This is a genomic window from Amycolatopsis azurea DSM 43854 (assembly GCF_001995215.1).
Taxonomy (GTDB): domain Bacteria; phylum Actinomycetota; class Actinomycetes; order Mycobacteriales; family Pseudonocardiaceae; genus Amycolatopsis; species Amycolatopsis azurea.
In genome coordinates this window covers 151,432-176,955 of sequence record NZ_MUXN01000020.1, presented here as the reverse complement: position 1 = coordinate 176,955, position 25,524 = coordinate 151,432, and the positions used below count along the sequence as shown (strand labels likewise).

Annotated in this window: 23 protein-coding genes; 13 read left to right on the top strand and 10 right to left on the bottom strand. The window is 67.6% G+C overall.

The window, feature by feature from the left end; genetic code table 11:
- The first annotated feature begins 174 nt into the window (after positions 1-174).
- A complete protein-coding gene (locus B0293_RS26035; protein ID WP_005155671.1) occupies positions 175-1,197 on the top strand; it encodes a DUF222 domain-containing protein in 1,023 nt (340 codons plus the stop codon).
- 61 nt (positions 1,198-1,258) lie between these two features.
- Here B0293_RS26035 and B0293_RS26030 read toward each other — a convergent pair whose 3' ends face one another.
- The 3 genes from B0293_RS26030 to metG all read right to left on the bottom strand — a co-directional run bounded on the left by B0293_RS26030 (position 1,259) and on the right by metG (position 5,689).
- Positions 1,259-2,638: a resuscitation-promoting factor gene (locus tag B0293_RS26030; RefSeq protein WP_005155669.1), complete on the bottom strand. Its 1,380-nt coding sequence runs from the start codon at positions 2,636-2,638 to the stop codon at positions 1,259-1,261.
- 413 nt (positions 2,639-3,051) lie between these two features.
- Entirely contained in the window at positions 3,052-3,888 is an 837-nt protein-coding gene (locus B0293_RS26025; RefSeq protein ID WP_005155668.1) for a TatD family hydrolase, read from the bottom strand.
- A 7-nt stretch (positions 3,889-3,895) separates the two neighbouring features.
- Positions 3,896-5,689 (bottom strand): methionine--tRNA ligase, encoded by a 1,794-nt coding sequence (metG, locus tag B0293_RS26020; protein WP_077241387.1) that lies wholly within the window; start codon positions 5,687-5,689, stop codon positions 3,896-3,898.
- Positions 5,690-5,751: 62 nt separating this feature from the next.
- Between metG and B0293_RS26015 the strand changes: the two genes are divergently transcribed.
- The 5 genes from B0293_RS26015 (at position 5,752) to B0293_RS25995 (ending at position 10,292) form a co-directional block, all read left to right on the top strand.
- Entirely contained in the window at positions 5,752-6,345 is a 594-nt protein-coding gene (locus tag B0293_RS26015) for a PadR family transcriptional regulator (RefSeq protein ID WP_005155663.1), read from the top strand.
- 88 nt (positions 6,346-6,433) lie between these two features.
- Entirely contained in the window at positions 6,434-7,444 is a 1,011-nt protein-coding gene (locus tag B0293_RS26010) for an ATP-binding cassette domain-containing protein (protein WP_005155662.1), read from the top strand.
- A complete protein-coding gene (locus B0293_RS26005; protein ID WP_005155661.1) occupies positions 7,434-8,198 on the top strand; it encodes an ABC transporter permease in 765 nt (254 codons plus the stop codon). The genes B0293_RS26010 and B0293_RS26005 overlap by 11 nt, the downstream gene beginning before the upstream one ends.
- A gap of 93 nt (positions 8,199-8,291) precedes the next feature.
- On the top strand, positions 8,292-8,906 hold the full coding sequence (locus B0293_RS26000; RefSeq protein WP_039917403.1) for a glycoside hydrolase family 25 protein: 615 nt from the start codon (positions 8,292-8,294) through the stop codon (positions 8,904-8,906).
- Between the two features lie 108 nt (positions 8,907-9,014).
- Positions 9,015-10,292: an aminodeoxychorismate synthase component I gene (locus tag B0293_RS25995; protein ID WP_005155658.1), complete on the top strand. Its 1,278-nt coding sequence runs from the start codon at positions 9,015-9,017 to the stop codon at positions 10,290-10,292.
- Position 10,293: 1 nt separating this feature from the next.
- Here the strand turns inward: B0293_RS25995 and B0293_RS25990 are convergent, their stop codons facing one another.
- Positions 10,294-11,253 (bottom strand): quinone oxidoreductase family protein, encoded by a 960-nt coding sequence (locus B0293_RS25990; RefSeq protein WP_005155657.1) that lies wholly within the window; start codon positions 11,251-11,253, stop codon positions 10,294-10,296.
- A gap of 99 nt (positions 11,254-11,352) precedes the next feature.
- On the opposite strand from B0293_RS25990, the gene B0293_RS25985 reads away from it, so the two are divergent.
- The gene (locus B0293_RS25985; protein ID WP_005155656.1) at positions 11,353-11,907 is read left to right on the top strand and encodes a QsdR family transcriptional regulator; all 555 of its coding nucleotides are present in this window, start codon (positions 11,353-11,355) and stop codon (positions 11,905-11,907) included.
- Here the strand turns inward: B0293_RS25985 and rsmI are convergent.
- Positions 11,904-12,740, bottom strand: coding sequence for a 16S rRNA (cytidine(1402)-2'-O)-methyltransferase (gene rsmI / locus B0293_RS25980; protein ID WP_039917303.1), 837 nt, complete (start codon positions 12,738-12,740; stop codon positions 11,904-11,906). The two genes, B0293_RS25985 and rsmI, sit on opposite strands and share 4 nt — an antisense overlap.
- A gap of 68 nt (positions 12,741-12,808) precedes the next feature.
- Here rsmI and B0293_RS25975 point away from each other — a divergent pair, with 68 nt between their 5' ends.
- The 3 genes from B0293_RS25975 to B0293_RS44340 all read left to right on the top strand — a co-directional run bounded on the left by B0293_RS25975 (position 12,809) and on the right by B0293_RS44340 (position 16,146).
- Positions 12,809-14,380, top strand: a complete 1,572-nt coding sequence (locus tag B0293_RS25975; RefSeq protein WP_005155654.1) for a dolichyl-phosphate-mannose--protein mannosyltransferase — start codon at positions 12,809-12,811, stop codon at positions 14,378-14,380.
- Positions 14,381-14,705: 325 nt separating this feature from the next.
- Positions 14,706-15,509: a hypothetical protein gene (locus B0293_RS25970; protein ID WP_039917299.1), complete on the top strand. Its 804-nt coding sequence runs from the start codon at positions 14,706-14,708 to the stop codon at positions 15,507-15,509.
- 76 nt (positions 15,510-15,585) lie between these two features.
- The gene (locus B0293_RS44340; protein WP_245191926.1) at positions 15,586-16,146 is read left to right on the top strand and encodes a hypothetical protein; all 561 of its coding nucleotides are present in this window, start codon (positions 15,586-15,588) and stop codon (positions 16,144-16,146) included.
- Positions 16,147-16,226: 80 nt separating this feature from the next.
- On the opposite strand, the gene B0293_RS25955 is transcribed toward B0293_RS44340, so the two are convergent.
- Positions 16,227-17,999 (bottom strand): serine/threonine-protein kinase, encoded by a 1,773-nt coding sequence (locus B0293_RS25955; protein WP_005155650.1) that lies wholly within the window; start codon positions 17,997-17,999, stop codon positions 16,227-16,229.
- 146 nt (positions 18,000-18,145) lie between these two features.
- Here B0293_RS25955 and B0293_RS25950 point away from each other — a divergent pair, with 146 nt between their 5' ends.
- Both B0293_RS25950 and B0293_RS25945 read left to right on the top strand, forming a co-directional pair.
- Positions 18,146-20,053, top strand: a complete 1,908-nt coding sequence (locus B0293_RS25950) for a propionyl-CoA synthetase (RefSeq protein ID WP_005155649.1) — start codon at positions 18,146-18,148, stop codon at positions 20,051-20,053.
- A 109-nt stretch (positions 20,054-20,162) separates the two neighbouring features.
- The gene (locus tag B0293_RS25945; protein WP_005155648.1) at positions 20,163-21,740 is read left to right on the top strand and encodes a beta-N-acetylhexosaminidase; all 1,578 of its coding nucleotides are present in this window, start codon (positions 20,163-20,165) and stop codon (positions 21,738-21,740) included.
- Here the strand turns inward: B0293_RS25945 and B0293_RS25940 are convergent.
- The gene (locus B0293_RS25940; protein WP_039917296.1) at positions 21,722-22,333 is read right to left on the bottom strand and encodes a TetR/AcrR family transcriptional regulator; all 612 of its coding nucleotides are present in this window, start codon (positions 22,331-22,333) and stop codon (positions 21,722-21,724) included. The genes B0293_RS25945 and B0293_RS25940 overlap by 19 nt on opposite strands.
- Positions 22,323-23,018, bottom strand: coding sequence for an MOSC domain-containing protein (locus B0293_RS25935; RefSeq protein ID WP_005155644.1), 696 nt, complete (start codon positions 23,016-23,018; stop codon positions 22,323-22,325). The genes B0293_RS25940 and B0293_RS25935 overlap by 11 nt, the downstream gene beginning before the upstream one ends.
- Positions 23,019-23,058: 40 nt before the next feature.
- Here B0293_RS25935 and B0293_RS25930 point away from each other — a divergent pair, with 40 nt between their 5' ends.
- Entirely contained in the window at positions 23,059-23,631 is a 573-nt protein-coding gene (locus B0293_RS25930) for a TIGR03086 family metal-binding protein (protein ID WP_005155642.1), read from the top strand.
- On the opposite strand, the gene B0293_RS25925 is transcribed toward B0293_RS25930, so the two are convergent.
- Together B0293_RS25925 and exaC are read right to left on the bottom strand one after the other, a co-directional pair.
- A complete protein-coding gene (locus B0293_RS25925; protein ID WP_005155639.1) occupies positions 23,585-23,968 on the bottom strand; it encodes a DUF779 domain-containing protein in 384 nt (127 codons plus the stop codon). The two genes, B0293_RS25930 and B0293_RS25925, sit on opposite strands and share 47 nt — an antisense overlap.
- Entirely contained in the window at positions 23,968-25,491 is a 1,524-nt protein-coding gene (exaC, locus tag B0293_RS25920; protein ID WP_005155638.1) for an acetaldehyde dehydrogenase ExaC, read from the bottom strand. The genes B0293_RS25925 and exaC overlap by 1 nt, the downstream gene beginning before the upstream one ends.
- Between the last annotated feature and the right edge of the window lie 33 nt (positions 25,492-25,524).

Sequence of the window (25,524 nt, the reverse complement as noted above, 5' to 3'; positions counted from 1 at the left end):
CCCCCTTGAGCCACGGCTGGCGGCCGCGACTCGCCCCCATCATCCTTCCGTCGGTTCCCACCTGCTCGCGTCCCACTCAAGGGTGATGGGCGCAGATTCGAGCCGCCGGAGCGTAATGATCATTCACCCGATCGATACCGTGCACTCGTTCGAATCTGGCCCGACAATCGAAGGATGACCAGCACAAACACCCCCAAGACCTTCCCGCTCAACCTGCCGGAAGGTGACGCCGATCTGCTTCTCGACGAATTGCAGACACGGCTACGCGAAGGGCGGCGCATCGCCGCCGAAGTCGGCCAGATCCTGGCCGAGATCGAGTCACGTGGTGTCCGGGAGCTCTACGGATACAACTCGATCGCCGTCTTCTATGAGCATGTGGCTCGTGTACCCAGAGCGGAGGCGAAGAAGGTGACCAGCAGAGCACTGGCGCTCAACTCGAGACGGGCGCGCGACGGCACTACGACTCAACCCGTCGCGCCTCTGACCGGAGTCACAGCCGCTACCGGCGTACTGGCCGAGGCCGGCATCGACCGGATCGTCACCGTCATGAAGAAGCTGCCCGATCACGTCACCGCGAACGCGCGGCACGAGGCTGAGAAGGACCTCGTCGATCTCGCCAGCGTCGCGAGACCGCGCGACATCACGGTGGCCGGAACGGACCTGCTCGCACGTCTCGACCCGGATGGGAGCGCCACCGACGACCCCAGCCCGAAACGCGAGCGAAGCGAATTCTGGCTGCGCCAGAAGCGAACCGGTCGTTGGGACATGCGTGGCAACCTCGATCCGGAGACAGGCGCCCGCCTGAACGCGCTTCTGGTGCCACGGGCGTACCCGGCCCCGAACGGGGAGGCCGACGGCCGCACACCGGCGGAGAGACGCGGTGACGCCTTCACCGAGATCGTCGATCTCGCTGAGGTCGGCCCGGATGTCCCTTTGCCGCGACAAGCCTCAGAGCAGGGCACCGAGCGGCCCCAGCCCGCGGAGCCGGGCAAGAAACCCGAACAAGGCCCCAAGGCCACCCAGGCACGGCCGAAGCGCTATCCAAGCCCGCACCGCGGCAACGGTGGCGTTCGAGGGAGCGCTGCGACTGAGCGATCCCAGAACGTGGCCCGCATACGGCCCACACGCTGGTGGACACGGCTGTCGAAACCGAGAGCGGAGAACGCTACGCGGCCACAGAAGCCCTTAACGGCCTGAAGGTCACCCTTGCAGGCGAACCCACACGATGACCTTCAGGAGAAAGGAGGCTTAGTCGGCGTCAGGCCTTCTTGCCGCAGTGCGGCCAAGCGCCGTAACCACCGCGGGCGTCGCGGACCTTCTCGGCGACAGCGATCTGCTGGGCCTTGCTGGCCTGGTGCGGGTACGCGGCGTACTGGTCGCCACCGTAGGCGTCCCAGGTGCTCTTGTTGAACTGCAAGCCACCGTAGTAGCCGTTGCCGGTGTTGGCGGCCCAGTTGCCGGTCGACTCGCACTGCGCGATGCGGTCCCAGGCGCCGGCGTCACCGATGACCGGGTCGGCGGGCTTCTTCGTACCGACCTTGACGATCTTGGGCTTGGCCTCGGTAATGACCTCTTCCGAGACCTTCTCGCGGCCGACCTCTTTGCCGTTGCGCTTGGTGACCTTGTAGGTCACGGTCTTCTGGCCCGGAGTGCCCGGGTCCTCGACCTTGGTCTTGCCCTTTTCGAGCTCCGGGTCGTCGACCTTCTGCTCGGGAGGCGCGATCTCCTCGTTCTGCTTGACCATGGTGACGCCGGTCCGGCTGATGTGGACCTCGGCGCCGTCGACCAGCTTGACGTCGAGTCCGCCGACGGCTTCGTCGTCCGGGCCGAGGGTCATCCGGAACTCACCGAGGAATTCCTTGGTGGTGACCGAGTTGGTCTGAACCTTGTGCGGTTCGTTCGCACCGTCGAAGACGGTGACGTTCTTGAGGGTCTTGACCTCGACGGTGGAGCCTTCGAGCGGAAGCTCGCCGTTCTGCGGCATCGAGGTCCAGGTGCCGGACTTCGCGAGATCGGAACGACCGAGCTGGTTCAGGGCCTCGCCGAGGTTGGTCGCGCGGACCCAGGACTCCTGCTGCGGGGCGCCGTCGACGATCAGGTTCAGCTTGCGGCCGCGCTCGAGCTTGATGACGCCGCCGTCGCCGACCTCGGCCTGCGGCGAGGGCGAGAGCGAGTCGTGCGCGCCGACCGAAAGACCGGCGTCTTCGAGGACCTCGCCGACCGTGTCGCCGAAGCTGTGGACGGTCTGCTGCTTGCCGTCGATGTCGAGCGTGACGCTCTTGTTCATCGCCATCGCCGCCGCGCCGCCACCACCGAGGGTGAGCAGCACCGCCATGACGGTTCCCTTGAGGAAACGCTTCTTCCAGACGCGGGTCGCGCTGGAGATGACCTCGTCCTTGGTCGCGACCTTCATCGGCGCGCCCGCGGTGCGGTCCTCGGCCATCTCGTCCGGAATGACGATCGGCGGGAGCATGGTGGTCTCAGCGCTGATGAGGCGGATCAGCTCGTCGACGTCGACGTCGATCTCGGCCATCAGGGTGTCGGCGTCGGGGCCGAGCGCGGCGAGGACGTCCTGGTGCGTGATACGCGGGTCGTCGGAGTAGTCCAGCTCGCCGTACTGAGTGTCGCGGTCGAGCACGGCAACCGAACCGGCGGAAGCGAAGGTGTTCGCCTCTGCGCCGAGGCGCGAGCCATCCTGCCTACTGCTACCAGTCACTGGGTCGTTCCCTTTCCCAAGACGTCGAAGAGCTCGACTGCCGCTCCACTACGTCCTTCGTCTCGATGCGCACTTCGGCACACCTCTAGAAGTCCGACACCCGCAGTCAGCGCCATCGTCACGGTTCCAGGCCGTACCGCTCCCGGTTCCGCTTCCCCGACGTGCACTGACGTGACTGTGGGCGTAACAGCCGGAAACCGCATGAGCGGGTACCGACCGGCACGATCACGGGACAGTAACGAACCTCGCCGGGTTGCGCAAACACCCCCCGGAGTGTCGTGACGTTGGTCACTCATCAGAGTGGACCATTGGTGATCACTAATGTCGCAGTCCGTTCAACCGGCCGTGACTGTCGGCAAACGGAAGACCCGCTCAGCGGTCACTCGCACCGCTTCGGCCACCTCGTGCACCGCCTCGCCCCTGAGCGAGGCGAGGTGACGAACGGTGTAGGCGGCGCAGTAGGGCTCGTTGGGGCGCCCACGGAACGGATGAGGGGTCAGGAACGGCGCATCCGTTTCGACGAGGTACTGGTCCGCCGGCACGATCCGCGCCGCCTCGTGGAGACCGCGGGCGTTACGGAAACTGACCGTCCCGGCGAACGAAAGCACGTATCCCGCGTCGATGCAGCGACGGGCGATCAGCTCATCCCCGGAGAAACAGTGGAAGACGACCCGTTCGGGTGCGCCTTCTTCTTCGAGGATCCGCAAAACGTCGTCGTGGGCGTCTCGATCATGGATCATCAACGGCTTCCCGATCCGTTTGGCGAGATCGATGTGCCACCGGAAGGCGTCCTGCTGGGCATCGTGGGGCGAGTAATCCCAGTAGTAGTCGAGACCGGTCTCGCCGACCGCGACGACCCTGGGCTCCTTCGCGAGACTCTCCACTTCGGATTTCTCGTCGTCGCCGAAATCCTTGGTACGCGTGGGATGGATCGCGACGGCGGCCCACACCCGAGAGTCCCAAGTGGACGCCTGCGCGGCCCAGCGAGCGGCCGTGAGGTCGTCCGCGACGGTGATCACCCGCGAAACACCGGCGCGTTCGGCGCGATCGACCATGGCTGTCACATCAGCCGCGGTGACCGCGCCGCACGCGTCGAGGTGGGTGTGCGCGTCCACCACCGAAACCGGAAGCCGGTCCGGGATCGGCGGCAGTTCCTTCTTCTCCGCACCCATCAGCTGATCATTTCGAGATCGGTGCCCATTCGGGGCCGGTCTCGCCGAGTTCCGGGTCCAGCTTGGCGAACAACGGGGTCGGCTTCTCGAGCGGCTTGCCGACCTCGATCGGCACGGACTTCCAGCGCGCCTGCTCGGTCTTGTAGTCCCCGGTGATGATGGGGTTGATCCGGCCGGGGATGTCGAGGTCCTCGACTTCCTGCAGTTCGGGCTGGGCCGCCCAGACGCCGGTGCCGCCAAGGGCCTCGTGCACCTTCTGCGCCGAGTGGGGCAGGAAGGGGGTCAGCAGCGTGTTGGCGTCCGACACGACCTGCAGGGCGGTGTGCAGAACGCTGTCACGGCGAGCGGGGTCGTCCTTGAGCTTCCAGGGCTCCTGGTCCGAGAGGTACCGGTTCGCAGCGGTGACGACGCGCATGGCCTCGCTCGCCGCCGCCTTGAACCGGGACCGCTGGAGGTGGGCACCCGCGGTGTCGAACGCCTTGCGGGAGAGCTCCTTGAGCTCCTCGTCGGCGGCCGTGGGAGCGTCGGGACGCGGGATGGCGCCGACGTTCTTGTGGGCCATGGAAATGGACCGGTTGACGAGGTTGCCCCACTCGTTGGCCAGCTCGAAGTTGGTCCGGCGGACGAACTCGTCCCAGGTGAAGTCGGTGTCCTGGGTCTCGGGACCCGCGACCGAGATGAAGTACCGCAGGGTGTCCGGGCCGAACTCGCGGAGGAAGTCGTGGACGTAGATGACCGTTCCACGCGACGTCGAGAACTTCGAGCCGCTCATGGTGAGGAACTCGCTGGAAACGATCTCGTCGGGCAGGTGCAGCTTGCCGTACTTGCCGGGCACGCCACCTCGGTCGCCCTCGCCGTTGTGACCGAACAGCAGGGCGGGCCAGATCTGGGCGTGGAAGGTGATGTTGTCCTTGCCCATGAAGTAATAGGAGCGGGCGTCCGGGTTGCTCCACCACTCCTGCCAGGCGTCCGGGTTGCCGGATCGGCGCGCCCACTCGACGCTCGCCGAGAAGTAGCCGATGACCGCGTCGAACCAGACGTAGAAGCGCTTGAGCGGCTGGTCGCGCCAGCCGTCTAGCGGGATCTTCACGCCCCAGTCGAGATCACGGGTGATCGGCCGCGGCCGCATGTCGTCGATCAGGTTCTTCGTGAAGTTGAGAACGTTCGGGCGCCAGTCGGTCTTGCTGGACAGCCACTTGCCCAAGGTCTCGACGAACGCGGTCAGGTCGAGGAAGTAGTGCTCGGTCTCGACGAACTTCGGCGTTTCGCCGTTGATCCGGGACTTCGGGTTGATCAGTTCGGCCGCGTCGAGCTGATTGCCGCAGTTGTCGCACTGGTCGCCGCGCGCGCCGTCGTAACCGCAGATCGGGCACGTGCCCTCGATGTAGCGGTCGGGCAGGGTGCGGCCGGTCGAGGGGCTGATCGCGCCCCGGGTCGTCTTGGGGACGACGTAGCCGTTGCGGTGCAGCGCGAGGAAGATCTGCTGCGTGACGTCGGCGTGGTTACCCGTGGTGGTGCGGGTGAACAGGTCGTAGGTGAGACCGAGTCCCTGCAGGTCCTGGCCGATCTGACGGGTGTACTTGTCGGCCGTCTGCTGGGAGGTGAGGCCTTCCTTGTCGGCCTGGACGGTGATCGGGGTGCCGTGTTCGTCGGTACCGGACACCATGAGCACCCGGTTGCCGGCCATTCGCTGGTAGCGGGAGAAGACGTCGGACGGGACGCCGAATCCGGACACGTGGCCGATGTGGCGGGGGCCGTTGGCATAGGGCCAGGCCACCGCAGTCAACACTGGGGTGCTCATGCTTGTTTAGCCTACGGACGTCGTCTAAGGCATTGTTGTCCGGGAGAGGATCGGAGGCCTCGGTGTCCGCCACGCGTCTGCTGGTGCTGGGTGTCGTGCGCATGTACGGGAAGGCACACGGCTACCAGGTCCGGCGCGAGCTCCTCTCGTGGGCGGCCGACAAATGGGGCAATGTCCAGCCGGGTTCGATCTATCACGCGCTGAAGAAGATGTCAGCCGACGGTCTCCTGGAGCAGGTCGAGGACGCCGAAGCGGGCAGTGGACCCGGCAGGGTCGCGTACAGGCTGACCGAAGACGGCGAAACCGAATTCGTCGTACAGCTCGGCAGGGCGTTGTCGAGCGACGACGCGACCGGGTACTCGCTGTCAGCGGCGATCACGTTCATGCCGACCCTTCCCCGCCCGCAGGTGCTGGCCTTGCTGAAACAGCAGCTGGCGAACATGGAAGCGCATGCCCAGTCGACCCACTACGCCCGCGAGCACGCCGTCGATCTGGGGAAGCCGCCGCACGTGAGCGAGCTGTACCGCCTGTGGAGCGTGCACGCGGAGGCGAACGTGTCCTGGATGAGGGATCTGATCGGTCGTCTGGAAGCCGGCGAGTACGTGATGGCCGGCGAAGGCGACGACGTGGCCGTGTTCGGCGCACCGCCCAAGTAATCAAATTTGACCACGGAGCGACTCCTAGGGCACAGTGCGTCCGTCAGCTAGTCAAGTTTGACTAGCTGGGCATCGGAAGGGAGTAGACATGATCAAGGCACGCGGCCTTGAGCGGCGTTTCCGCCGCAAGGGTCGCAATGGGGGCGAGGTCCACGCGGTCAAGGGCGTCGACCTCGACGTGTCGGCCGGGGAACTGGTCGGCTTCCTGGGACCGAACGGCGCGGGGAAGACCACGACCCTGCGCATGCTGACGACGCTCCTCAAGCCCACCGCCGGTGAGGCGACGGTGGGCGGCTGCGACCTGCTCGCCGACCCGCTGGGGGTGCGTCGGCGAATCGGGTACGTCGCCCAGGGCGGCGGCACCGCACCGGCGAGCAAGGTCGTCGAGGAGATCGAGTTCCAGGGACGGCTGTACCGGATGAGCAAGGCGGACGCGCTCGCACGCGGGTCCGTCCTAGCCGAGCAGCTGGACCTCGCCGGGCTCGAACAGAGGACGACCGCGACCCTGTCCGGCGGGCAGCGCCGGCGGCTCGACATCGCGCTCGGGCTGATCCACTCGCCCGGGCTCGTCTTCCTCGACGAACCGTCGACGGGACTCGACCCGCAGAGCCGGGCGAACCTGTGGGAGCACATCCGCAGGCTGCGAGACGAGCAAGGAGTCACGGTCTTCCTGACCACGCATTACCTCGACGAGGCCGACGCGCTCTCCGACCGGCTGATCGTCATCGACGACGGGAAGATCGTCGCCGAAGGCACACCGGATTCGCTGAAGGCGAGGGTTTCCGGCGACAGTGTCGTCCTCGGGGTCTCACCGGAATCGGCGGCGGAGACCGCGGAAGTCGCGGGCCGCCTCGAAGGGGCGCACGAGATGACCGTCACCGACGGCACGGTGCGTTTCCGCGTGCCGCGCGGAGACACCGCGATGCCCGACCTGCTGCGGGCGCTGGACGCGCGGGGCATCGCGATGGCGTCCATGCAGGTGCACCGGCCGACGCTCGACGACGTTTTCCTGACCCTGACGGGCCGGAGCCTGCGCGACGCCGAAGAGGGCGCGCCGGTCGACGGCTCGCCGGAGAAGGAGGCAACGCATGTTGCATGACACTTGGTTGATCTTCCGCCGGGACATGCTCGCGGCGTTGCGAAACCCGACGTGGCTGGCGATCGGCATCATGCAGCCGTTGCTGTACTTGTTCTTCTTCGGACCGCTTCTGGTGAAGTCGCTCAACGCGCAAGGGCTGTCCGATGTGGACGGCTGGATGATCTTCACCCCGGCGATCATCGCGCAGCTCGCGTTGTTCGGCAGTTCCTTCGTCGGGTTCGGCCTGCTCGCGGAATTCCGTTCGGGCGTGGTCGAGCGGATGCGGGTCACACCGGTGAGTCGGGTGGCGCTGTTGCTGGGCAAGGTGTTCGCCAACGCGTTGCAGGCCGTCGTCCAGGCGTTGCTCATCATCGCGCTGGCGTATCTGGTCTTCGACCTGAACGCGCCGTTCGGCGGTGTCGTGCTCAGCTTGGTGATCGTTTTCCTTCTGTCGATCACGTTGGCGTCGTGCTCGTACGCGCTGGCGCTGACCCTCAAGAGCGAAGACACCTTCCCGGCTTTGCTCAACGCTGTTCTCTTGCCGTTGTTGCTGCTGTCCGGAATCCTGATCCCGATCACCGCGGGCTCGGCGCCGGGCTGGCTGTACACGATTTCCCGGATCAATCCGTTCCGGCACGTGGTGGATGTCGAGCGGAACAGTTTCCGTGGCGACTTCTCGATGGACGCGTTGTTCACCGGGAGCGTCGTAGTGCTGGTCATGGCGGTTCTGGCCATCTGGTGGGGCTCACGGACCTTCCAGCGCGAAAACGCCTGAGACACGCTGAACCGAAAGGTCACCTTGCGGCCGCCTCGCGGACGTAAGGTGACCTTTCGGGCGTACTGGGGCGATATTCGAGGACAGGTGACTTTGATCGATCCGGAAGGTGAGCACGGCGTCACCCTGTCCCACCGTGAGACGGTGACGGACTGGGCGGCGGTACGTGGCGCCGACATCCGGTTCGCCTCGGTCACGGTCAGCGAGAACACCAACTGGCGGGACGCCGCCGCGGAACGCAATCTGGCCGGCGCGCAGCACGTCGGCATCCACACCGGCGCTCGGCATTACGCACGTCCTGGCGCTGTTCACGACCAGGCCGACCATTTCGTGCGGACGGCGAGCGCGCTCGGCGCGTTCGCACCCGGTTCGCTCGCGCCGGCGCTCGAAGTGGAGGCACCCAGCGTCGACGACCGGTTCATCAAGACGTGGATCAAACACGTCCGCCACGCGGCGCGCGTCGAACGCGTCCTGGTCTACGCGGGGCTCGACTGCTGGACGAATCGCCTGCACCCGGACAAGTGGGCGGACAGCGAAGTGGTGCTCTGGCTGGTCCGGCACAACGAAATCCCGGGAAGGCCGGGGTGGTTCCACTCGCGGCTGGGCTTGCACCAGCACGGTTTCGGTACCGGACTGCCCGGTGTGGACGGTCCGATCGCCCAAGACGCCGTGGTCTATCCCTTCAAGCTCTCGGACGTGCTTCTGTAGTACTCACTCCGTGACGACGGGTGTGCACGACGTCACCGTGTGGTCGCGGATCTCACTTTCCGCCGGGCGCGGTTGCGTTTCCGCCCACCCCGGCGGAGACAATGTCGCGTGCGGTTGATGTGCCGGAGGCTGCGGACGGACGTCGGACCCGAACGGGCGCTGACGGCTCTTGGGGTACGCGCCGAGTCGCTCGGGCTGGCGCCACCGGCGGCGCTTTGCGGAGACTGGTTTTCTTCGCGCGCGGTCATCGCGCTGAGTGCTTCCCTGACTCCTGTCCGGGATGTCTCCGAGGCATTCGCGATTCCCACCCGGATGCCTGTCGTTCGTGACGCCGTTCCCGGCGCCGTCGGGGGCGGCTGGTTCGGTTACCTGAGTTACGACCTGACCGACCCCTCAGGCCGTTCCGGCGCTCTTCCTCCGGCAGTCTGGGGCTGGGTCGACCGCGTGCTGCGACTGGACGCGGATGGTTCGTGGTGGTTCGAAGCGCTGATCCCCGACGAAGACCCGGATCCGGTCGACGAAGTGTCCGCGGTCGAATCCGCGCTCGACGAACTCCCCGAGGCGACGACTTGGAGTTCCGGTCCGCTGTCGCGGCCGCTTCCGTCGGAGCACTACGACGCGGTCAAGGCATGCGTGCACGCGATCGAGGCCGGTGAGCTGTTCCAGGCGAACATCTGCGCTCGCTTCGGCGGAAAGTTCGAGGGCGATCCGATCGCGTTGTTCGCCGAGGGCACGCGTCGGCTGCGAGCCCGCCGGGCGGCGTTCCTCGCCGGCGACTGGGGCTCGGTCGTGTCGTTCTCCCCCGAACTTTTCCTTGCCCGGCATGGGCGCCAGGTCCGGTCGACACCGATCAAGGGCACCCTGCCGCGGCGGAACGCGGCCGACGAGCATCTCGCGCAACGGCTGCGGGAATCCACCAAGGACGTCGCCGAGAACGTGATGATCACCGACCTCGTCCGCAACGACCTCGGCCGGGTGTGCGCCACCGGCAGTGTGCGCGTCCCCGAACTGCTCGAGGTCCGGCCCGCGCCCGGGGTCTGGCATCTTGAGTCCACTGTGGAGGGGACACTCGCCGACGGGATCGACGACGTGGCTCTGCTCGCGGCCACGTTCCCGCCGGGTTCGGTGACGGGCGCGCCGAAGATCCGGGCGCTGGATCTGATCGCCGAACTGGAGCCGACAGCGCGCGGTGTCTACACGGGCGCGATCGGGCTCGCGTCGCCGATCGCCGGACTGGAACTGAACGTCGCGATCAGAACCTTCGAAATCCACGACGGTGAGATCGCGCTGGGAGTCGGCGGCGGGATCACCGCCGACTCCGACAGCGAAGCGGAATGGCAGGAATGCCTGCACAAATCCGCTCCACTGGAGCGCCTGCTCGGCTGAGCTACTTGGCGGGATCCAGCAGGAGCTTGCCCATCGTGCCGCGCGAACGCAGGGCCTCGTGGGCAGCGCGCGCGTCGGAAAGCGCGTACTCGCCACCGGCGACGGCGCGGACCCGGCCGGCGAGCGCCAGTTCGAAAAGCTCGTCGAGCGTACGGCCGAAGACGTTTCCGGGGAGTTTGAAGGCGTGCGGCAGCCACATCCCGGCCACGGTGGTGCTGTGCCCGAGAAGGTTGCGGGCCTCGATCGGCTTCGGCTGCTCCCGGCTGGCCATGCCGTAGAACGCGAGCCGACCGAAGGGCGCGAGGGCCGCGATGCTCTGGTCGGTGACGCTGCCGCCGGTCATGTCGAGCACGATGTCGACGCGCTTGCCGCCGTTCGCCTCGCGAAGCGCGTCGGTCATGTTCTCGGCGCGCGAATCGATGGCGACGTCGGCGCCGAGTTCGAGGGCGAGGGCGCGCTTCTCGTCGCTGCTCGCGGTCGCGATGACCCGGCCGGCGCCCCAGGCCTTGGCGAGCTGGACGGCGATGGAGCCGACCCCGCCCGCCGCCGCGTGCACGACGACGGATTCGCCGGGCTCGAGGTGGGCGCTCTTGCGCAGCAGGAGCGAGGCGGTGGTGCCCTGGACGATGAAGGAGAGCGCGGTCAGGTCGTCGACGCCGTCGGGCACGGCGAAGCTGGTGGCCTCGTTCGCCACCGCGCGCTCGGCGTAGCCGCCACCGCCGTTGAGCAGCGAAACGACACGCTTGCCGTCCGCGGTGCGGCCGACGACCTCGCCGCCGGGCACGAGCGGGAGCTTGCTCGGCGCGAGATAGGAGTTCTCGGCCTGGTGGGTGTCGGCGTAGTTGAGGCCGATCCGGTCGACCTCCACCAGCAGCTGGCCCGGCTCGGGGACGGGATCGGGCAGGTCGACGAGGTTGAGCACCTCGGGTCCGCCGAATTCGGTCACCTGTACTGCGCGCATCCGCATCCTCCTCATCGAGATGAGACATTCTTGCATATGTCTCATCCATGAGACGTCGCGTGATATGTTTCACTCATCGAAACCGCACTCGAACGCCAGTTGACTTCGCCGCGCCCGGACGCCCTGCGCGCGTTCACGGTCGCGCGCGCCTGGTTCCTGGAGGGGCGCCGGGTGGACATGGGCGAGCTCGCGGGCGAGCTCGGGATCAGCCGGGCCACGCTGCACCGCTGGGTCGGCGGCCGGGATCAGCTGCTCGGCGAGATCCTGTGGTCGATGACCGTGGAGGTCTTCGAGGCGAGGGCTTCCGGCAAGCTCGGACGCGGCGCGAAGGGGATCGCGGAGCTCGTCGGCACCTTCGTCCGGACCGTGAACGACTCGAAACCGTTCCGGGAGTTCCTGCGCAACGAGCCCGAGCGGGCCCTGCGGATCCTGACGACGAAGGCCAGCGTGGTGCAGAGCCGCGCGATCGCGAAGATGCGCGAGTTCCTGGACGAAGAGGTCGCGGCCGGACGGCTCACCCCGCCCCTGCCGGTCGAGGACTTGGCCTACCTGCTGGTGCGGATCGGTGAGTCCTTCATCTACACCGACGTCATCACCGGCGCCGAGCCCGATGCCGCGAAGGCGCACGCGGCCGCGACGGCCTTGCTTTCCTAGCTCCTACGGGACGCCAGCACGGCGTCGTAGAGCTCCTTCTTCGACACTCCCGCGGCCTCGGCGACTTCGGCGGCGGCGGATTTGAGCCGTTCGCCTGCCTCGACGCGTGACGAGACCTCCGAAACCAGGTCCGCGACACTCACCGAGCGCGGCGGCGCACCTGCCAGGACGACCGTGATCTCGCCCTTGACCCCCTCTGCGGCCCAAGCGGCCAGATCCGGCAGATTTCCGCGTTTGACCTCTTCGTAGGTTTTGGTCAGCTCACGGCAGACGGCGGCACGGCGATCGGCTCCCAGGACTTCGGCGGCATCGGCGAGCGTGCTCGCGAGACGATGCGGGGATTCGAAGAACACGGCCGTGCGGGGCTCGTCCTTCAGCGAACCGAGCCACTTCGCGCGTTCGCCGGGTTTGCGCGGAGCGAACCCTTCGAAACAGAAACGGTCACAGGGCAGACCGGACAGCGCCAGCGCCGTGGTCACCGCCGACGGACCGGGGAGGCAGGTCACCGGCACCTCGGCCTCGACGCAGGCCGCCACCAGCCGGAATCCGGGATCGGAGACGCTCGGCATTCCCGCGTCGGTCACGAGGACCACGGTTTCGCCTGATCGGAGCGATTCGAGAAGTTTCGGCAGGCGGGCCGTCTCGACGTCCTCGTAGAAGCTGACGACGCGTCCGACCGGCGAAACATCGAGGGCGGCGGTCAGGGAGCGCAGGCGCCGGGTGTCTTCGGCGGCGATCACGTCGGCGGTCGCGAGGGCTTCGGACAGGCGCGGCGAAGCGTCACGGACGTCTCCGAGCGGGGTGGCTGCCAGCACGAGGCGTCCTTCGGTCATTCCCGAAGGTTAACCGGTTCGCACATCCGGACACCGAGTTCACTCTTCCGCCCGTAGGATCATGCCCCGTGACCGCACTGCTGACCCGGGACAACGAGAGCGTGCGGCCGGATCCGGTCGACGCGCTCCGGCCACCGAACGACCGGGAGGCCACCCTCCTCGGCCGCGGCATGCCGACCGACCGCCTACGCGGCTGGGTCGTCACGCTGGTGCTGACACTCGTCGGCGGCATCGTCCGGATCCAGAACCTGGGCACGCCCACGGACAAGGGCACCCCGGTCTTCGACGAGAAGCACTACGTCCCGCAGGCGTGGCAGATGCTGCGCAACGGCGGTTACGAAGACAACTACGGCTACGAGCTGATCGTCCACCCGCCCCTGGCGAAGCACCTCATCGCGATCGGCGAGTGGCTGTTCGGCTACAACGCCTGGGGCTGGCGGATCATGCCGGCGCTGGCGGGCACGCTGATCGTGTTCCTCACCATCCGGATCGCCCGGCGGCTCACCCGGTCGACGCTGCTCGGCGCGGTCGCCGGGATCCTGGTGATCAGCGACGGCGTCCTGCACTTGCAGTCACGCATGGGCATGCTCGACATCTTCATCGCGTTGTTCGTGCTCGCCGCGTTCGCCTGCGTGCTCGCCGACCGGGACCAGGTCCGGCAACGGCTCGCCGTGGCCGTCCGCGAAGGCTGGATCGACGAGTCCCGGTTCGGCCCGAAGCTGGGTTTCCGGTGGTGGCGGTTCGCCGGTGGCCTGATGATCGGGCTGACCTTCGGCGTCAAGTGGTCGGCGCTGTACTACATCGCCGCGTTCGGGCTGCTCACCGTCTTCTTCGACGTGGCCGCGCGCCGCGCCGCCGGGGTGCAGCGGCCCTGGGTCGGCACGCTGCGCCGCGACGTGCTGCCCGCGCTGTGGGCGATCGTCGTCATCCCGATCTTGGTGTACCTCGCCTGCTACTGGGCCTGGTTCGCGAGCGAGACCGCGACCGACCGCAATCTGGTCGCGATCAAGGACATCGATCCCGGTTTCTGGTCCTGGATGCCGCCCGCGTTGCGGTCGCTGGGCAACTACTCGATGAACGTCCTCGACTTCCACGCGAACCTGGTGACGCCCAAGGACAAGCCGCATCCGTGGGAGTCGAAGCCGTGGACCTGGCCGATGGGGCTGCGGCCGATGCTCTACGCGTACGCGGGCGGCACCGAGGCGACCGGCTGCGGCGAGTCGACCTGCGTCCGGGCGACGATGCTGATCGGCACGCCGGCGATGTGGTGGCTGGCCCTGCCGATGCTCGGCTGGAGCGCGTGGCGGTCGTTCTTCCGCGCGGACTGGCGCTACGCCGCCGTGCTCGTCGGCTACCTCGCCGGGTACCTGCCCTGGTTCACCAACCTCGACCGCCAGATGTACTACTTCTACGCGACGCCGCTGGCGCCGTTCCTGGCACTCGGGTTGACCTTGATCCTCGGCCAGATCCTCGGCAGCGCGAAACGCGGATTCGAACGGCGGGGCACCGGTATGCTCGTCGTCGCCCTCTACGTGGGTCTCGTCGTGGCCAACTTCGCCTGGTTGTGGCCGATCCTCAACGGCAACGCGATCACCAACGAGCACTGGAACGCCGAGCTGTGGCTTCCGTCCTGGAAGTGACCACGATCGGTTGACCCAAGCCCCGGCGAGACGGCGGAAACCGGCTTAGACTCCCGTCCGAATTGAGGACTACTGGGGGTCGTCATGTCTCGTTGGCCGTATTTGATGGCTGTCGCTCTGCTGCTCACCGGATGTTCCAGCGCCGTCGACGGCAAGGCCTTCCGCGAAGGTTCGGCGCCGGGTGCGAGCGATGCGAAGTATCCGCGGTACCAGCCGCCCGCGGACGGGTCGGGATTCAGTGATCAGGTGCTCGACCAGCCACTGGCCCTGCCCGCGACACAGGGCGAAGGGGGGTTGCGGCTGGCTCGAATCGATCAAACCGGAAATGCAGCCGCTCGGACTCGTGAGCACCAAGGGTGTGCTCAGCGGCTGCCAGTTCGTGTTCCCGAACAACAAGGGCGCGCAGGTGCACGCCTACAGCCCGTACAGCTGGATCACGCAGGATTCGGCGGTGATGGAGCCGGTGGAGATCGCCGGGATCAAGGGCCGGAAGTACGCCTTCGACCCGGAGCCGGTGACGTTCTGCTCGGTGAACATGGACGTCCGCGCCTATGCCTCGATCGCTGTCGACGCCTACGACGTCGACAGCGACGAAGCGGGGAATCGCGCGGAGCACTGCGAACTGGCGAAGAAGGTCGCCGAAGTGGTGGTGAAGAAGTTCGTGCCGCTCGCCGGCGGGACACCGGCGAGCGGCACCGTTCAGGAACCGGTCCCGGACGCGCTGGCGAACGCCGACATCTGCGAGATCGTCAAGTTCACCCACGCGAACTACGCCGGGGTCAACGCCGGCCGCGAAGGCGCGCAGAAGGGCGAGACCTCGCTTGGGCCGACCTGCACTCACGAGGTTCCGTACGCGAAGGTCGTCGGGATGTACACGAACGGCGTCGGCGGCCTCGAAGCCTTGCCGCCGAAAGCCGGCGCGGAGGTGCGGAACGAGAAGTTCGGGTCGCTGAAGGCGAGGTACGAGCAGACCGCCGAGACCTGCGCGCTGAGCGTTCAGCTCGGCAACGGGCAGGTGCTGCAAGTCGACTTCATCGGCAAGAAGAAGGAAGCGATGAGCCGCACCTGCGTCTCCGCCCGGCTCGTCCTGTCCGTGTCGATGCTGGCGCTGATCACCGGGGAGCACTGATTTCCCGTTTCAAGTGTGACACTTGAACGAGAGTTGTTACTCTGCCCTGGTCAACAGGATCTCGACAGGGGGCATCATGACGATCCGACCGCTCGGAGCGGCCTGCGCGGCCGCGGCGTTGTTCTTGATCGCGGGCTGCGAAGAGCAGACGCCGGGAACCGCGTCGCCGCAGACTTCGGCCGTTCCGAGCACCTCGGAGGCGCCGGCCAGCAGCTCGGCTCCGCCCAGCGCTTCGCGGCCTTCGGCGACAGCGGCGACCGTCTCGGAGGCGACGAAACCCGCCACCGGCGGTGCGGTGGCGCACAGTCCGGCCGGGGCGGCGAGCGTGATGGAGGAGTATCACCACGCGCTGGGCAACAAGGACCTCGACACCGTTTGCCGGATCACCGCGCCGGCGTTCGACGGCGGGATGAAGGAGTGCCGGAGCCTCACCCCGATGCAGTTCGGGATGCTCTCGGAGGACGACTTCAAAAAACTGAAGGCCACCCGCGTCGACCCGGCCAAGGTGCAGAGCAAGGGGGCGGACAAGGTCGTCGTCCCGCCGTCCGCGATCGCGCCGCAGATCGCGATGATGGCGGCCGAGCCCAAGACGTTCACCATGGCGTGGCGCGACGGGACCTGGGTCGTCGTCGACTGAGGGAGAGCAAGGGACCTTTGCTAGCGTTCGTTAGCACACTAACTAACGACAGCAAAGGTCCCTTGCTCTCTTTGCGCAGGTCAGCGCGGGGGACGCTGGGGCTGCGGCTGCTGCTGGCGGGGCTGGGGCTGCTGCGGAGGGCGGCGCGGCACGATCTGGGTCACCGGGCCGTCCGGCGACTTGCCCGCCCGCGCGAGCCAGCCCTCGACATCGCGCCGCACGGCGGTGAGCGTCGGGCGGCGGCGCGGTTCCTGGTCGAGCGACGCGATGAGGATCCGGGCGTGCGCGCTGCGGTTCGGCAGCTTCGACACCGGTTCGGCGCGGGCGGCGGCCATCAGCGCGGCCATCGGGGTCTCCCGGGTGCCGCGCGGAGGCTGGCCTGACAACGCGTAGCTGACCGTCGCGGCGAGCTGCCAGGCGTCCGACGCCGGGCTCGCCGGGGAGCCCATCGCCTGCTCGGGGGCGACGAAGTCCGGCGTGCCGATCATCATCCCGGTCGCGGTCATCTTCGAGTCGCCCTGGCTGCGGGCGATGCCGAAGTCGATCAGGTGGGCGAGCCCGTTGCGGTCGAGGATGATGTTCGACGGCTTCAGGTCGCGGTGCAGCACGCCCTTCTCGTGCGCCGCGGCGAGCGCGCCGGCCATGGTCGACCAGAGCCGTCCGGCGGCGATGTCGTCGAGCGGGCCCTGCGAGTCGACGATCTCGGACAGCGAGCGCCCTTCGAGGTACTCCATGACCAGCGCGAGCCCGTCGGGCTCCTCGGCGAGGTCGTACACCTTGACGCAGTTGGGGTGGTTCACCACGGCCAGCGCCCTGGCCTCGCGCTGCATGCGCTCTTCGGTGTCCCGGTCCGGCGCGTGCGCGATCTTCAGCGCGACAGTGCGGTTGAGCTGCGTGTCGACCGCTTCCCACACGGTGCCGAAACCGCCGTGGCCGAGCCGCCGGACCCGTTTGTAGCGGCTGCCGCCGGAGTTGCGGGAGCCCGGGGGCGCCGGGACCGGGCCCGGTACAGCGGCCAGCCCGGGCGGTTCGGGCGCCTGCGCCAGCGCGGTCGCCGGGTACTGCTTCTGCGGCGGGGGCGGCAGCTGCTGCTGCGGCTTCGGGGCGGGCGGCTCGGGGCGGTACGGCTCGATCTTCTGCCGAGGCTGCGGGTCCGGCCGGTTGATCACCGACCACGGCGGCGGGCCGACCAGCGCGACCGGGATCAGGCCCAGCACGCTGAGCGGCAGGAAGCCGAGCCAGAAGTGCACGGCGGTGTTCGCGCCCATGCCGACGCTGGCGATCACCATCAGCACGAACGGGATCCAGAAGAAGCGCGAAGGCCACTTCGGGCCGCGGCGGAACGCGGTCCGTGCCTGCAGCATGACGAACAGCAGGGACAGCGCGGGCAGACCGACCAGCAGGATCAGGTAGAAGATGTAGCCCAGCTGCATCCCGTTCGGATAGAACAGGACCTCGTACACGTTCTGGCCGCGCCCGAGGTACTCGCTCTGCGCGCCGACCAGCGGGTTGTACTCGCTGTTGAAAGTCGCCAGGTCACTGCCGGAAAAACCGGACTGACCGCCAGTTTTCGACGAGGCGGCTTCCTGGTAGGTCTGCGAAACACCGGTGGCCAGCAGCCACGGCAGCAGGAAGACGGCGACCACGCCGATCCCGCCGAAGACGGACAGGGTCACCACGTCGTAGCGGTTGCCGGTGCCTTTGCGGATGATCGCGACGACCATCGCTCCCAGCGCGGGCAGCAGCGCGACCAGCGCTCCCGCGGTGCTCGTCGCCCACACCCAGTCCCCGGGCCAGATCCCCGGTCCGAACAGGCTGTGCGCGAACGACAGCAGCGCGCTCGCTAGTCCCATGGACCCTGCTCCCCTAGCTCGTCGAGGCCGTTTCCGGCGGTTTTTTCCTGGTTCAGCTTAGGACGCCTCATGCCCTCGCGGGGTTGCCGGGTTGTCGCGGGCGTCTCCTCGCCGTTACCACCGGGCATGAGCCCGCCCGGAAGTCCATGATGGTCCGGTACCCGAGCGCGAAGGAGCCTTCGATGTACGCCGAGACGTACCAGCGGAGCCTAGAAGACCCGGAGGGTTTCTGGCTCGAAGCCGCCCGGGCTATCGACTGGACCCGCCCGCCGACACGGGCCCTCGACGTAGCGAAGGCGCCCTTCTACCGCTGGTTCCCGGACGGGGAACTGAACACGGCGTTCAACGCGCTCGACAGGCACGTGCGGGACGGTCGCGGCGAGCAGACCGCGCTGATCTGGGATTCCCCCGTCACCGATTCGGTACGCCGGTTCACCTACGCGGAATTGCTGGACGACGTCGCGCGCTTCGCCGGCGCGCTCGCCGCTCTCGGTGTCGAAAAGGGCGACCGTGTCATCGTGTACATGCCGATGGTCCCCGAGGCCGCGATCGCGATGCTCGCGTGCGCCCGGCTCGGCGCGGTGCACTCGGTGGTGTTCGGCGGGTTCGCCCCGAAGGAGCTCGCGGCGCGGATCGAGGACGCGAAACCCAAGGTCATCGTGGCCGCGTCGTGCGGGATCGAGCCGACGCGGGTCGTCGAGTACAAGCCGATCATCGACGAGGCGCTCGCGGGCACCGTCCATCAGCCGGACAAGGTCGTGGTGCTGCAGCGTGAACGCGCTCGCGCCGAATTGGGCGAGCGCGACGCGGACTGGGCCGAATTGGTCGCGAAGGCCTCCCCCGCCGATCCGGTGCCGGTCGCCGCCACCGACCCGCTGTACATCCTCTACACCTCGGGAACCACGGGGAAGCCGAAGGGCGTCGTGCGCGACACCGGCGGGCACGCCGTCGCGCTGGCCTGGTCGATGGGCGCGATCTACGACATCCGGCCCGGTGACGTGTGGTGGACGGCTTCCGACGTCGGCTGGGTCGTCGGCCATTCCTACATCGTCTACGCGCCGCTCCTGATCGGCGCCACGAGTGTCATGTACGAGGGCAAGCCGGTCGGCACACCCGACGCGGGCGCGTTCTGGCGCGTCATCGCCGACCACGGGGTCAAGGCGCTCTTCACCGCCCCGACGGCGTTGCGCGCGATCAAGAAAGTCGACCCGGACGCGGTCGAAATCGAAAAATACCAGCTCAGCGAGTTTCAGACGTTGTTCATGGCGGGGGAACGACTCGATCCGGAGACCTACCACTGGGCGCACGGGAAACTCGGCGTTCCGGTGATCGACCACTGGTGGCAGACCGAGACCGGCTGGCCGATCGCGGCGAACCCGCGCGGGCTGGAGCCGATGCCGGTCAAACCCGGTTCCGCGACGAAACCGGTACCGGGCTGGGACGTACGGATCCTGGACCAGGCGGGCGACCCGCTTCCCGCCGGACGGGAAGGCGCGATCGCGATCAGGCTGCCGCTCCCGCCGGGGTCGTTGCCGACGTTGTGGCAGGACGACGAGCGGTATCGCGAGGCGTACCTTTCGCGGTACGAAGGCCACTACCTGACGGGTGACTCCGGATACGTCGACGAGGACGGCTACCTGTTCGTCATGGGCCGCACCGACGACGTCATCAACGTCGCGGGCCACCGGCTTTCGACCGGTTCGATGGAGGCGGTCCTGGCGTCCCACGCCGCCGTCGCCGAATGCGCGGTGATCGGCGTGCGCGACCAGCTCAAGGGACAGCTCCCGCGCGGCTTCGTGGTGCTGAAGTCCGGGGTCGACGTCGAAGCCGAAACACTCAAGGCCGAATTGGTCGCGCTGGTACGGCGCGACATCGGACCGGTCGCCGCGTTCCGCGACGTGTCCATTGTGGACGCCCTGCCGAAGACGCGGTCCGGGAAGATCCTGCGCAAGACCATGCGCGGTATCGCCGACGGCCGCGACGAGCAGGTGCCTTCGACGATCGAGGACGCGAGCGTTCTCGATGCCCTGAAAGCGGTTCTGCGCGGCGAGTGAACCAATGACCGGTACGGATTCCTAGTCCGATCGGGTGTTGTCCCCTTTGCCCTATTGGTCTATACCTCTATGAGCAGAGAGTCTCCAGTTCCCCGACCGGAGGTGCTCCATGAGTAAACGCCTGTCCACAACCGTGCTCGGCGTGGCCGTCCTGAGTCTCGTGACGTTCGGCCTGCCCGCGACGGCGAGCGCGGCTCAGCACACCAAGGCCGAACGGACCGTCACCGACGTCGTCCCCGCTCCCGTCGACGCGAAGCCCGACCCCCGCGCGAACTTCCGGCTCACTCCCGCGTCCGTCATCCGCGCCGACCGCGACGGCAGACAAGTCGCCGAATACCTGGCCGGACTGCTCCGGCCCGCCACCGGCTACCGGCTGCCCGTCGTCAGTGACCACCGCGGCGGCGGCGCCATCTCACTCGAAACCGGCCACGCGGGCGACCGCGTCGGCACCGAGGGCTACCGGCTCAAGGTGTCGTCCTCCGGCGTGAGCTTGCGGGCGAACACCGACAAGGGCCTGTTCTCCGGCGTCCAGACGCTGCGCCAGCTGTTCCCGTCGGCGATCGAAGCGACCACCGTCCAGAAGCGTTCGTGGGTGGTCTCGGGCGGCACCGTGCTCGACTACCCGCGCTTCGGCTACCGCAGCGCGATGCTCGACGTCGCCCGGCACTTCTTCACGCCGGCGCAGGTCAAGCTCTACATCGACCAGATCGCGCAGTACAAGATCAACACGCTCCACCTGCACCTGAGCGACGACCAGGGCTGGCGGATCGAGATCAAGAGCTGGCCGAAGCTGGCGACCGTGGGCGGGCTGACCGCCGTCGGCGGCGGCCCCGGCGGGTACTACACGCAGGACCAGTACACGGACCTCGTGCGCTACGCGGCTTCGCGGCACATCACGATCGTTCCCGAGATCGACATGCCGGGACACACCAACGCGGCGCAGCACTCCTACGCCGAGCTGAACTGCGACGGCAAGCCGATTCCGGCGCGCACGGACATCGAGGTCGGCTACAGCTCGCTGTGCATCAACAAGGACATCACCTACACGTTCGTCGACGACGTCCTGCGCGAACTGGCGGCGATCACCCCCGGGAAGTACCTCAACATCGGTGGCGACGAGGCGCACGCGACCACCCCGGAGGACTACCAGACCTTCGCCAAGAAGGTGCAGCCGATCGTCGCGAAGTACGGCAAGCAGATCACCGGCTGGCACGACATCGCCAAGACGAACCCGCCGCTTTCGGCCGTCCCGCAGTTCTGGGGCACGACCGGCACGGACGCGAACGTCGCCGCAGCCGCGGCCAGGGGCAACAAGATCCTCATGTCGCCCGCCAACAAGGCCTACATGGACATGAAGTACCACCCGCAGACGCCGCTCGGGCTGAGCTGGGCCGGGTTCATCGAGGTCAAGACCGGATACGACTGGGATCCGGCCACGTACCTGCAGGGCGTGACGGAACAGAACGTCATCGGCGTCGAGGCGCCGCTGTGGTCGGAAACGCTCGTGACCAGTGAGCACATCGAGTTCATGGCGTTCCCGAGGTTGCCGGGTTACGCCGAGATCGGCTGGTCACCGAAGGATTCCCGGACCTGGGACGCCTATCGGCTCCGGCTGGCGAAGCAGAGCCCTCGCTGGGTTCAGCAGGGCATCGACTTCTACCGGTCCACTCAGGTCGACTGGGAGTAGTCGAGACGTTCGGTGATGGCGGCACGGGCCAGCGCGTAGGGCTCCGTGCCGCCGAACATCACCGAATCGGCGTTCGCGGCCCGGCCGAGTGCGTGCAGTTCGAAGGCCAGCCGCTCCACGTCGACGGACGCGCGGAGGTCTCCCAGCTTCCGCGCTTCGACGGCGGTCGAGCGGATGAACTGGGCGAAGGCTCGGCTCACCTTGGCGACGGCGTCGTGGACCCGGCCGGTCCGCGCGTCGAATTCGGCACCGGTGTTGAAGAAGAAGCAGCCGCCCGGGAACACCCGGCGTTCCGAGTAATCCAGCCAGTTCGCGCACAGCGCGCGCAGCCGGGCGATCCCCGGCTCGACCTTCAGCGTCGGCTCGACGACGTTCTCCGCGAAGATCGCGCTCGCCGTCTCGACGGTCGCGAGCTGCAGTTCCTCCTTGGAACCGAACAACGCGAACACCCCGGATTTGCTCAGTTCCAGTTCGGTGGCGAGCCTGCCGAGGGACAGCCCGTCGAGCCCTTCGACGGACGCGATGTCCACGGCGCGCCGGAGCACGATCCGCCTCGTCGCGTCGCCTCGGGCCACCCGGCCGTCAACCGGCATTCCGTTCCTCTTTCCGCCGTTTCGCCGATTCCAGGCCGTCACGGTACTGCCGGGAAAGCGCCGGCGTCGCGAGCACCCGGTCCAGCAGCGCCCAGTACGCGACACCGCGCTCTTCGTCCAGCCGGGCGACGTTGGTGAACGACGCGACGTACACCTCGGCGATCGTCGGATTCGCCGGATCGCGCTCTTCCAGCGTCATCCGCCCCGACGTCGGCACCTGACCGGTCCGGAGCACCCGCAGGTACCAGCCGCTGCGGCCGGAATCGATCATCGCCGGGATGACGTCCTTGCGGCCGGTCTTCATCGCGAGCTTGAAACACGGCGTCCGCGGCTGCGAGACCTGGACCAGGGCCTCGCCCCAGGACCAGACATCGCCGATCCGCACCTCGAACTCGTCCGCGCCGCCGACCGACAGGTTCTCCCCGAAATCGCCGGCCACCGTCTCGAAACCTTGCTCCGACCAGGCCGCGTAGTGCGCGGCCGGATAGACGTAAACCGCTTTGTCGACGCCGCCGTGAACCGTGCGGTCCGCCTGGTCGTCCCCGGTCAGATTGATCTCGCCGAGTTCCAGGAAGGGCGCCTCCACCCGTGATTTCGAGATCGCGCTGTACACCGGGACATCACGTTTCGTCCCGAGCACGGACGGCCGCCCCACGAAGACTTCGTTCAGTTCGAGTCCGCTCATGCACTAGAAAATAGCACGATCGTTCGTATATGTTCCCGGCATGGACTTCCTCGCGTTGACGACAAGGGCACATCAGGCGACGGGCAAGACGATCGCCGGAATCGGCACGGACGACTGGGACCGCTCGACCCCCTGCGCCGAGTGGGCCGTCCGTGACATCGTGAAACACCTGATCGACAACAACGAGCACCGCGCCGCGCAGGCGTCCGGCCGTCCCAGGCGGACCCGGCCGACGACGGACGACGACCTCGCCAGGTCCTACGAGGAGAGTTCCGCCGAGTTTCTCGCGGCTTTCGGCGCCCAGGCCCTGGAAAAGACCTTCGACTTCGGAACCTTCGGCCCACTCCCCGGGAAGAACGCCTTGGCTGTGCTCTTCGTCGACAACCTCGTCCACGGCTGGGACCTCGACGCCGCCCTCGGCCGCGAACACGACTGGGACGACGAACTCGCGACGGCCGCGTTCCGCGTGGCGAGCCGCTACCCCGACGTGATGCCGGTGCGCGGGCCCGGCGGCGCCTTCGACCACGCTGTCGAGTCACCGCCGGACGCCGCGCCCGGCGACCGGCTCATCGCGTTGCTGGGCCGTTCGATTCCGCCGACTCTTCGTCGCTGAACAACCGGGAGCGGACCAGGAAGCGGACTCCTTCGGGCGCCTCCAAGGAGAATCCGCTTCCACGGCCGGGGACGACGTCGATGGTCAGGTGCGTGTGCTTCCAGTACTCGAACTGCGGCCCCGACATCCACACCGGGACGTCCTCGATCCCCTCGACGACCAGATCGCCGAGATGGACGTCGGACATCCCGGTGCGGAATTCGCCCGCCGGGTAACACATCGGCGCGCTTCCGTCACAGCATCCGCCGGACTGGTGGAACATCACCGGTCCGTGGAGTGACACCAGCCGCCGCAGCAGCTCCGCGGCGGCCGGTGTCAAGCCGACCCGCTCGGTCATCAGAAGAACCCGAGCGCACTGTCCGAATAGGACACCAGCATGTTCTTGGTCTGCTGGTAGTGGTCCAGCATCATCTTGTGGTTCTCGCGCCCGATGCCGGAAGCCTTGTACCCGCCGAAGGCCGCGTGCGCCGGGTACGCGTGATAGTTGTTGACCCACACCCGGCCCGCCTGGATGTCGCGGCCCGCCCGATAGGCGGTGTTGCCGTCGCGCGACCAGACACCGGCGCCAAGGCCGTAAAGCGTGTCGTTGGCGATCTTGAGCGCGTCGGCGTAGTCGTCGAACTTCGCCACCGAGACGACCGGGCCGAAGATCTCCTCCTGGAAGATCCGCATCTTGTTGTCGCCCTCGAAGACCGTCGGCTGCACGTAGTAGCCGCCGGACAGTTCGCCGCCGAGGTCGCTGCGCTCGCCGCCGGTGAGGATCTTCGCGCCTTCCTTCACCCCGATGTCGATGTAGGAAAGGATCTTCTCCAGCTGGTCGTTGGAGGCCTGCGCGCCGATCTGCGTCTCGGTGTCGAGCGGGTGCCCCTGCTTGATCTTCTTGACGCGCTCGACGGCGTCGCCGAGGAACCGGTCGTAGATACCGGACTGGATCAGCGCCCGCGACGGGCAGGTGCAGACCTCGCCCTGGTTCAGTGCGAAGAGCGCGAAGCCTTCCTGAGCCTTGTCGTAGAAGGCGTCGTTGGCCGCGGCGACGTCGTCGAAGAAGATGTTCGGGCTCTTGCCGCCGAGTTCGACGGTGACCGGGATGATGTTCTCGCTGGCGTACTGCAGGATCAGCCGCCCGGTGGTGGTCTCGCCGGTGAATGCGACCTTCCGCACGCGGTTGCTCGACGCGAGCGGCTTGCCCGCCTCGACACCGAAACCGTTGACGATGTTCAGCACGCCCGGCGGGATCAGGTCGCCGATGAGCGACATCAGCAGGTGGATCGACGCCGGGGTCTGCTCGGCGGGCTTGAGCACGATCGCGTTGCCGGCGGCGAGCGCGGGCGCGAGCTTCCAGACCGCCATCAGCAGTGGGAAGTTCCACGGGATGATCTGGCCGACGACGCCGAGCGGCTCGTGGAAGTGGTAGGCGACGGTGTTGTCGTCGATCTGGGAGATGCCGCCCTCCTGGGCGCGCAGGGCGCCGGCGAAGTAGCGGAAGTGGTCGATCGCCAGGGGGATGTCGGCGGCGAGGGTCTCGCGGACCGGTTTGCCGTTCTCCCACGATTCGGCGACGGCGATCGCCTCGAGGTTCTGTTCCATCCGGTCGGCGATCTTGAGCAGCACGTTCGACCGCTCGTCCACCGACGTCCGGCCCCAGGCCGCGGCCGCGCCTTCGGCCGCGTCGAGCGCGCGATCGACGTCGGCCGCCGTGCCGCGGGCGATCTCGGTGAACGCCTGACCGGTCACCGGGGTCGGGTTCTCGAAGTACTGACCGCTCGCGGGCGGTACGTACTCGCCGCCGATGTAGTGGTCGTAGCGCGACTCGTAGCTGACGACGCTGCCTTCGGTGTTCGGTGCCGCGTACTTGGCCATCTTTCCTGCCTCATCGCTAGGGGTGGCGGATGG

Excerpts from the sequence above, each read along its gene's own strand:
- B0293_RS26035 (WP_005155671.1), top strand. The coding sequence starts at position 175 with ATGACCAGCACAAACACCCCCAAGACCTTCCCGCTCAACCTGCCGGAA.
- B0293_RS26025 (WP_005155668.1), bottom strand. The coding sequence starts at position 3,888 with ATGGGTGCGGAGAAGAAGGAACTGCCGCCGATCCCGGACCGGCTTCCG.
- metG (WP_077241387.1), bottom strand. The coding sequence starts at position 5,689 with ATGAGCACCCCAGTGTTGACTGCGGTGGCCTGGCCCTATGCCAACGGC.
- B0293_RS26010 (WP_005155662.1), top strand. The coding sequence starts at position 6,434 with ATGATCAAGGCACGCGGCCTTGAGCGGCGTTTCCGCCGCAAGGGTCGC.
- B0293_RS26005 (WP_005155661.1), top strand. The coding sequence starts at position 7,434 with ATGTTGCATGACACTTGGTTGATCTTCCGCCGGGACATGCTCGCGGCG.
- B0293_RS25990 (WP_005155657.1), bottom strand. The coding sequence starts at position 11,253 with ATGCGCGCAGTACAGGTGACCGAATTCGGCGGACCCGAGGTGCTCAAC.
- rsmI (WP_039917303.1), bottom strand. The coding sequence starts at position 12,740 with ATGACCGAAGGACGCCTCGTGCTGGCAGCCACCCCGCTCGGAGACGTC.
- B0293_RS25970 (WP_039917299.1), top strand. The coding sequence starts at position 14,706 with ATGCAGCCGCTCGGACTCGTGAGCACCAAGGGTGTGCTCAGCGGCTGC.
- B0293_RS44340 (WP_245191926.1), top strand. The coding sequence starts at position 15,586 with ATGACGATCCGACCGCTCGGAGCGGCCTGCGCGGCCGCGGCGTTGTTC.
- B0293_RS25955 (WP_005155650.1), bottom strand. The coding sequence starts at position 17,999 with ATGGGACTAGCGAGCGCGCTGCTGTCGTTCGCGCACAGCCTGTTCGGA.
- B0293_RS25950 (WP_005155649.1), top strand. The coding sequence starts at position 18,146 with ATGATGGTCCGGTACCCGAGCGCGAAGGAGCCTTCGATGTACGCCGAG.
- B0293_RS25945 (WP_005155648.1), top strand. The coding sequence starts at position 20,163 with ATGAGTAAACGCCTGTCCACAACCGTGCTCGGCGTGGCCGTCCTGAGT.
- B0293_RS25940 (WP_039917296.1), bottom strand. The coding sequence starts at position 22,333 with ATGCCGGTTGACGGCCGGGTGGCCCGAGGCGACGCGACGAGGCGGATC.
- B0293_RS25935 (WP_005155644.1), bottom strand. The coding sequence starts at position 23,018 with ATGAGCGGACTCGAACTGAACGAAGTCTTCGTGGGGCGGCCGTCCGTG.
- B0293_RS25930 (WP_005155642.1), top strand. The coding sequence starts at position 23,059 with ATGGACTTCCTCGCGTTGACGACAAGGGCACATCAGGCGACGGGCAAG.
- B0293_RS25925 (WP_005155639.1), bottom strand. The coding sequence starts at position 23,968 with ATGACCGAGCGGGTCGGCTTGACACCGGCCGCCGCGGAGCTGCTGCGG.
- exaC (WP_005155638.1), bottom strand. The coding sequence starts at position 25,491 with ATGGCCAAGTACGCGGCACCGAACACCGAAGGCAGCGTCGTCAGCTAC.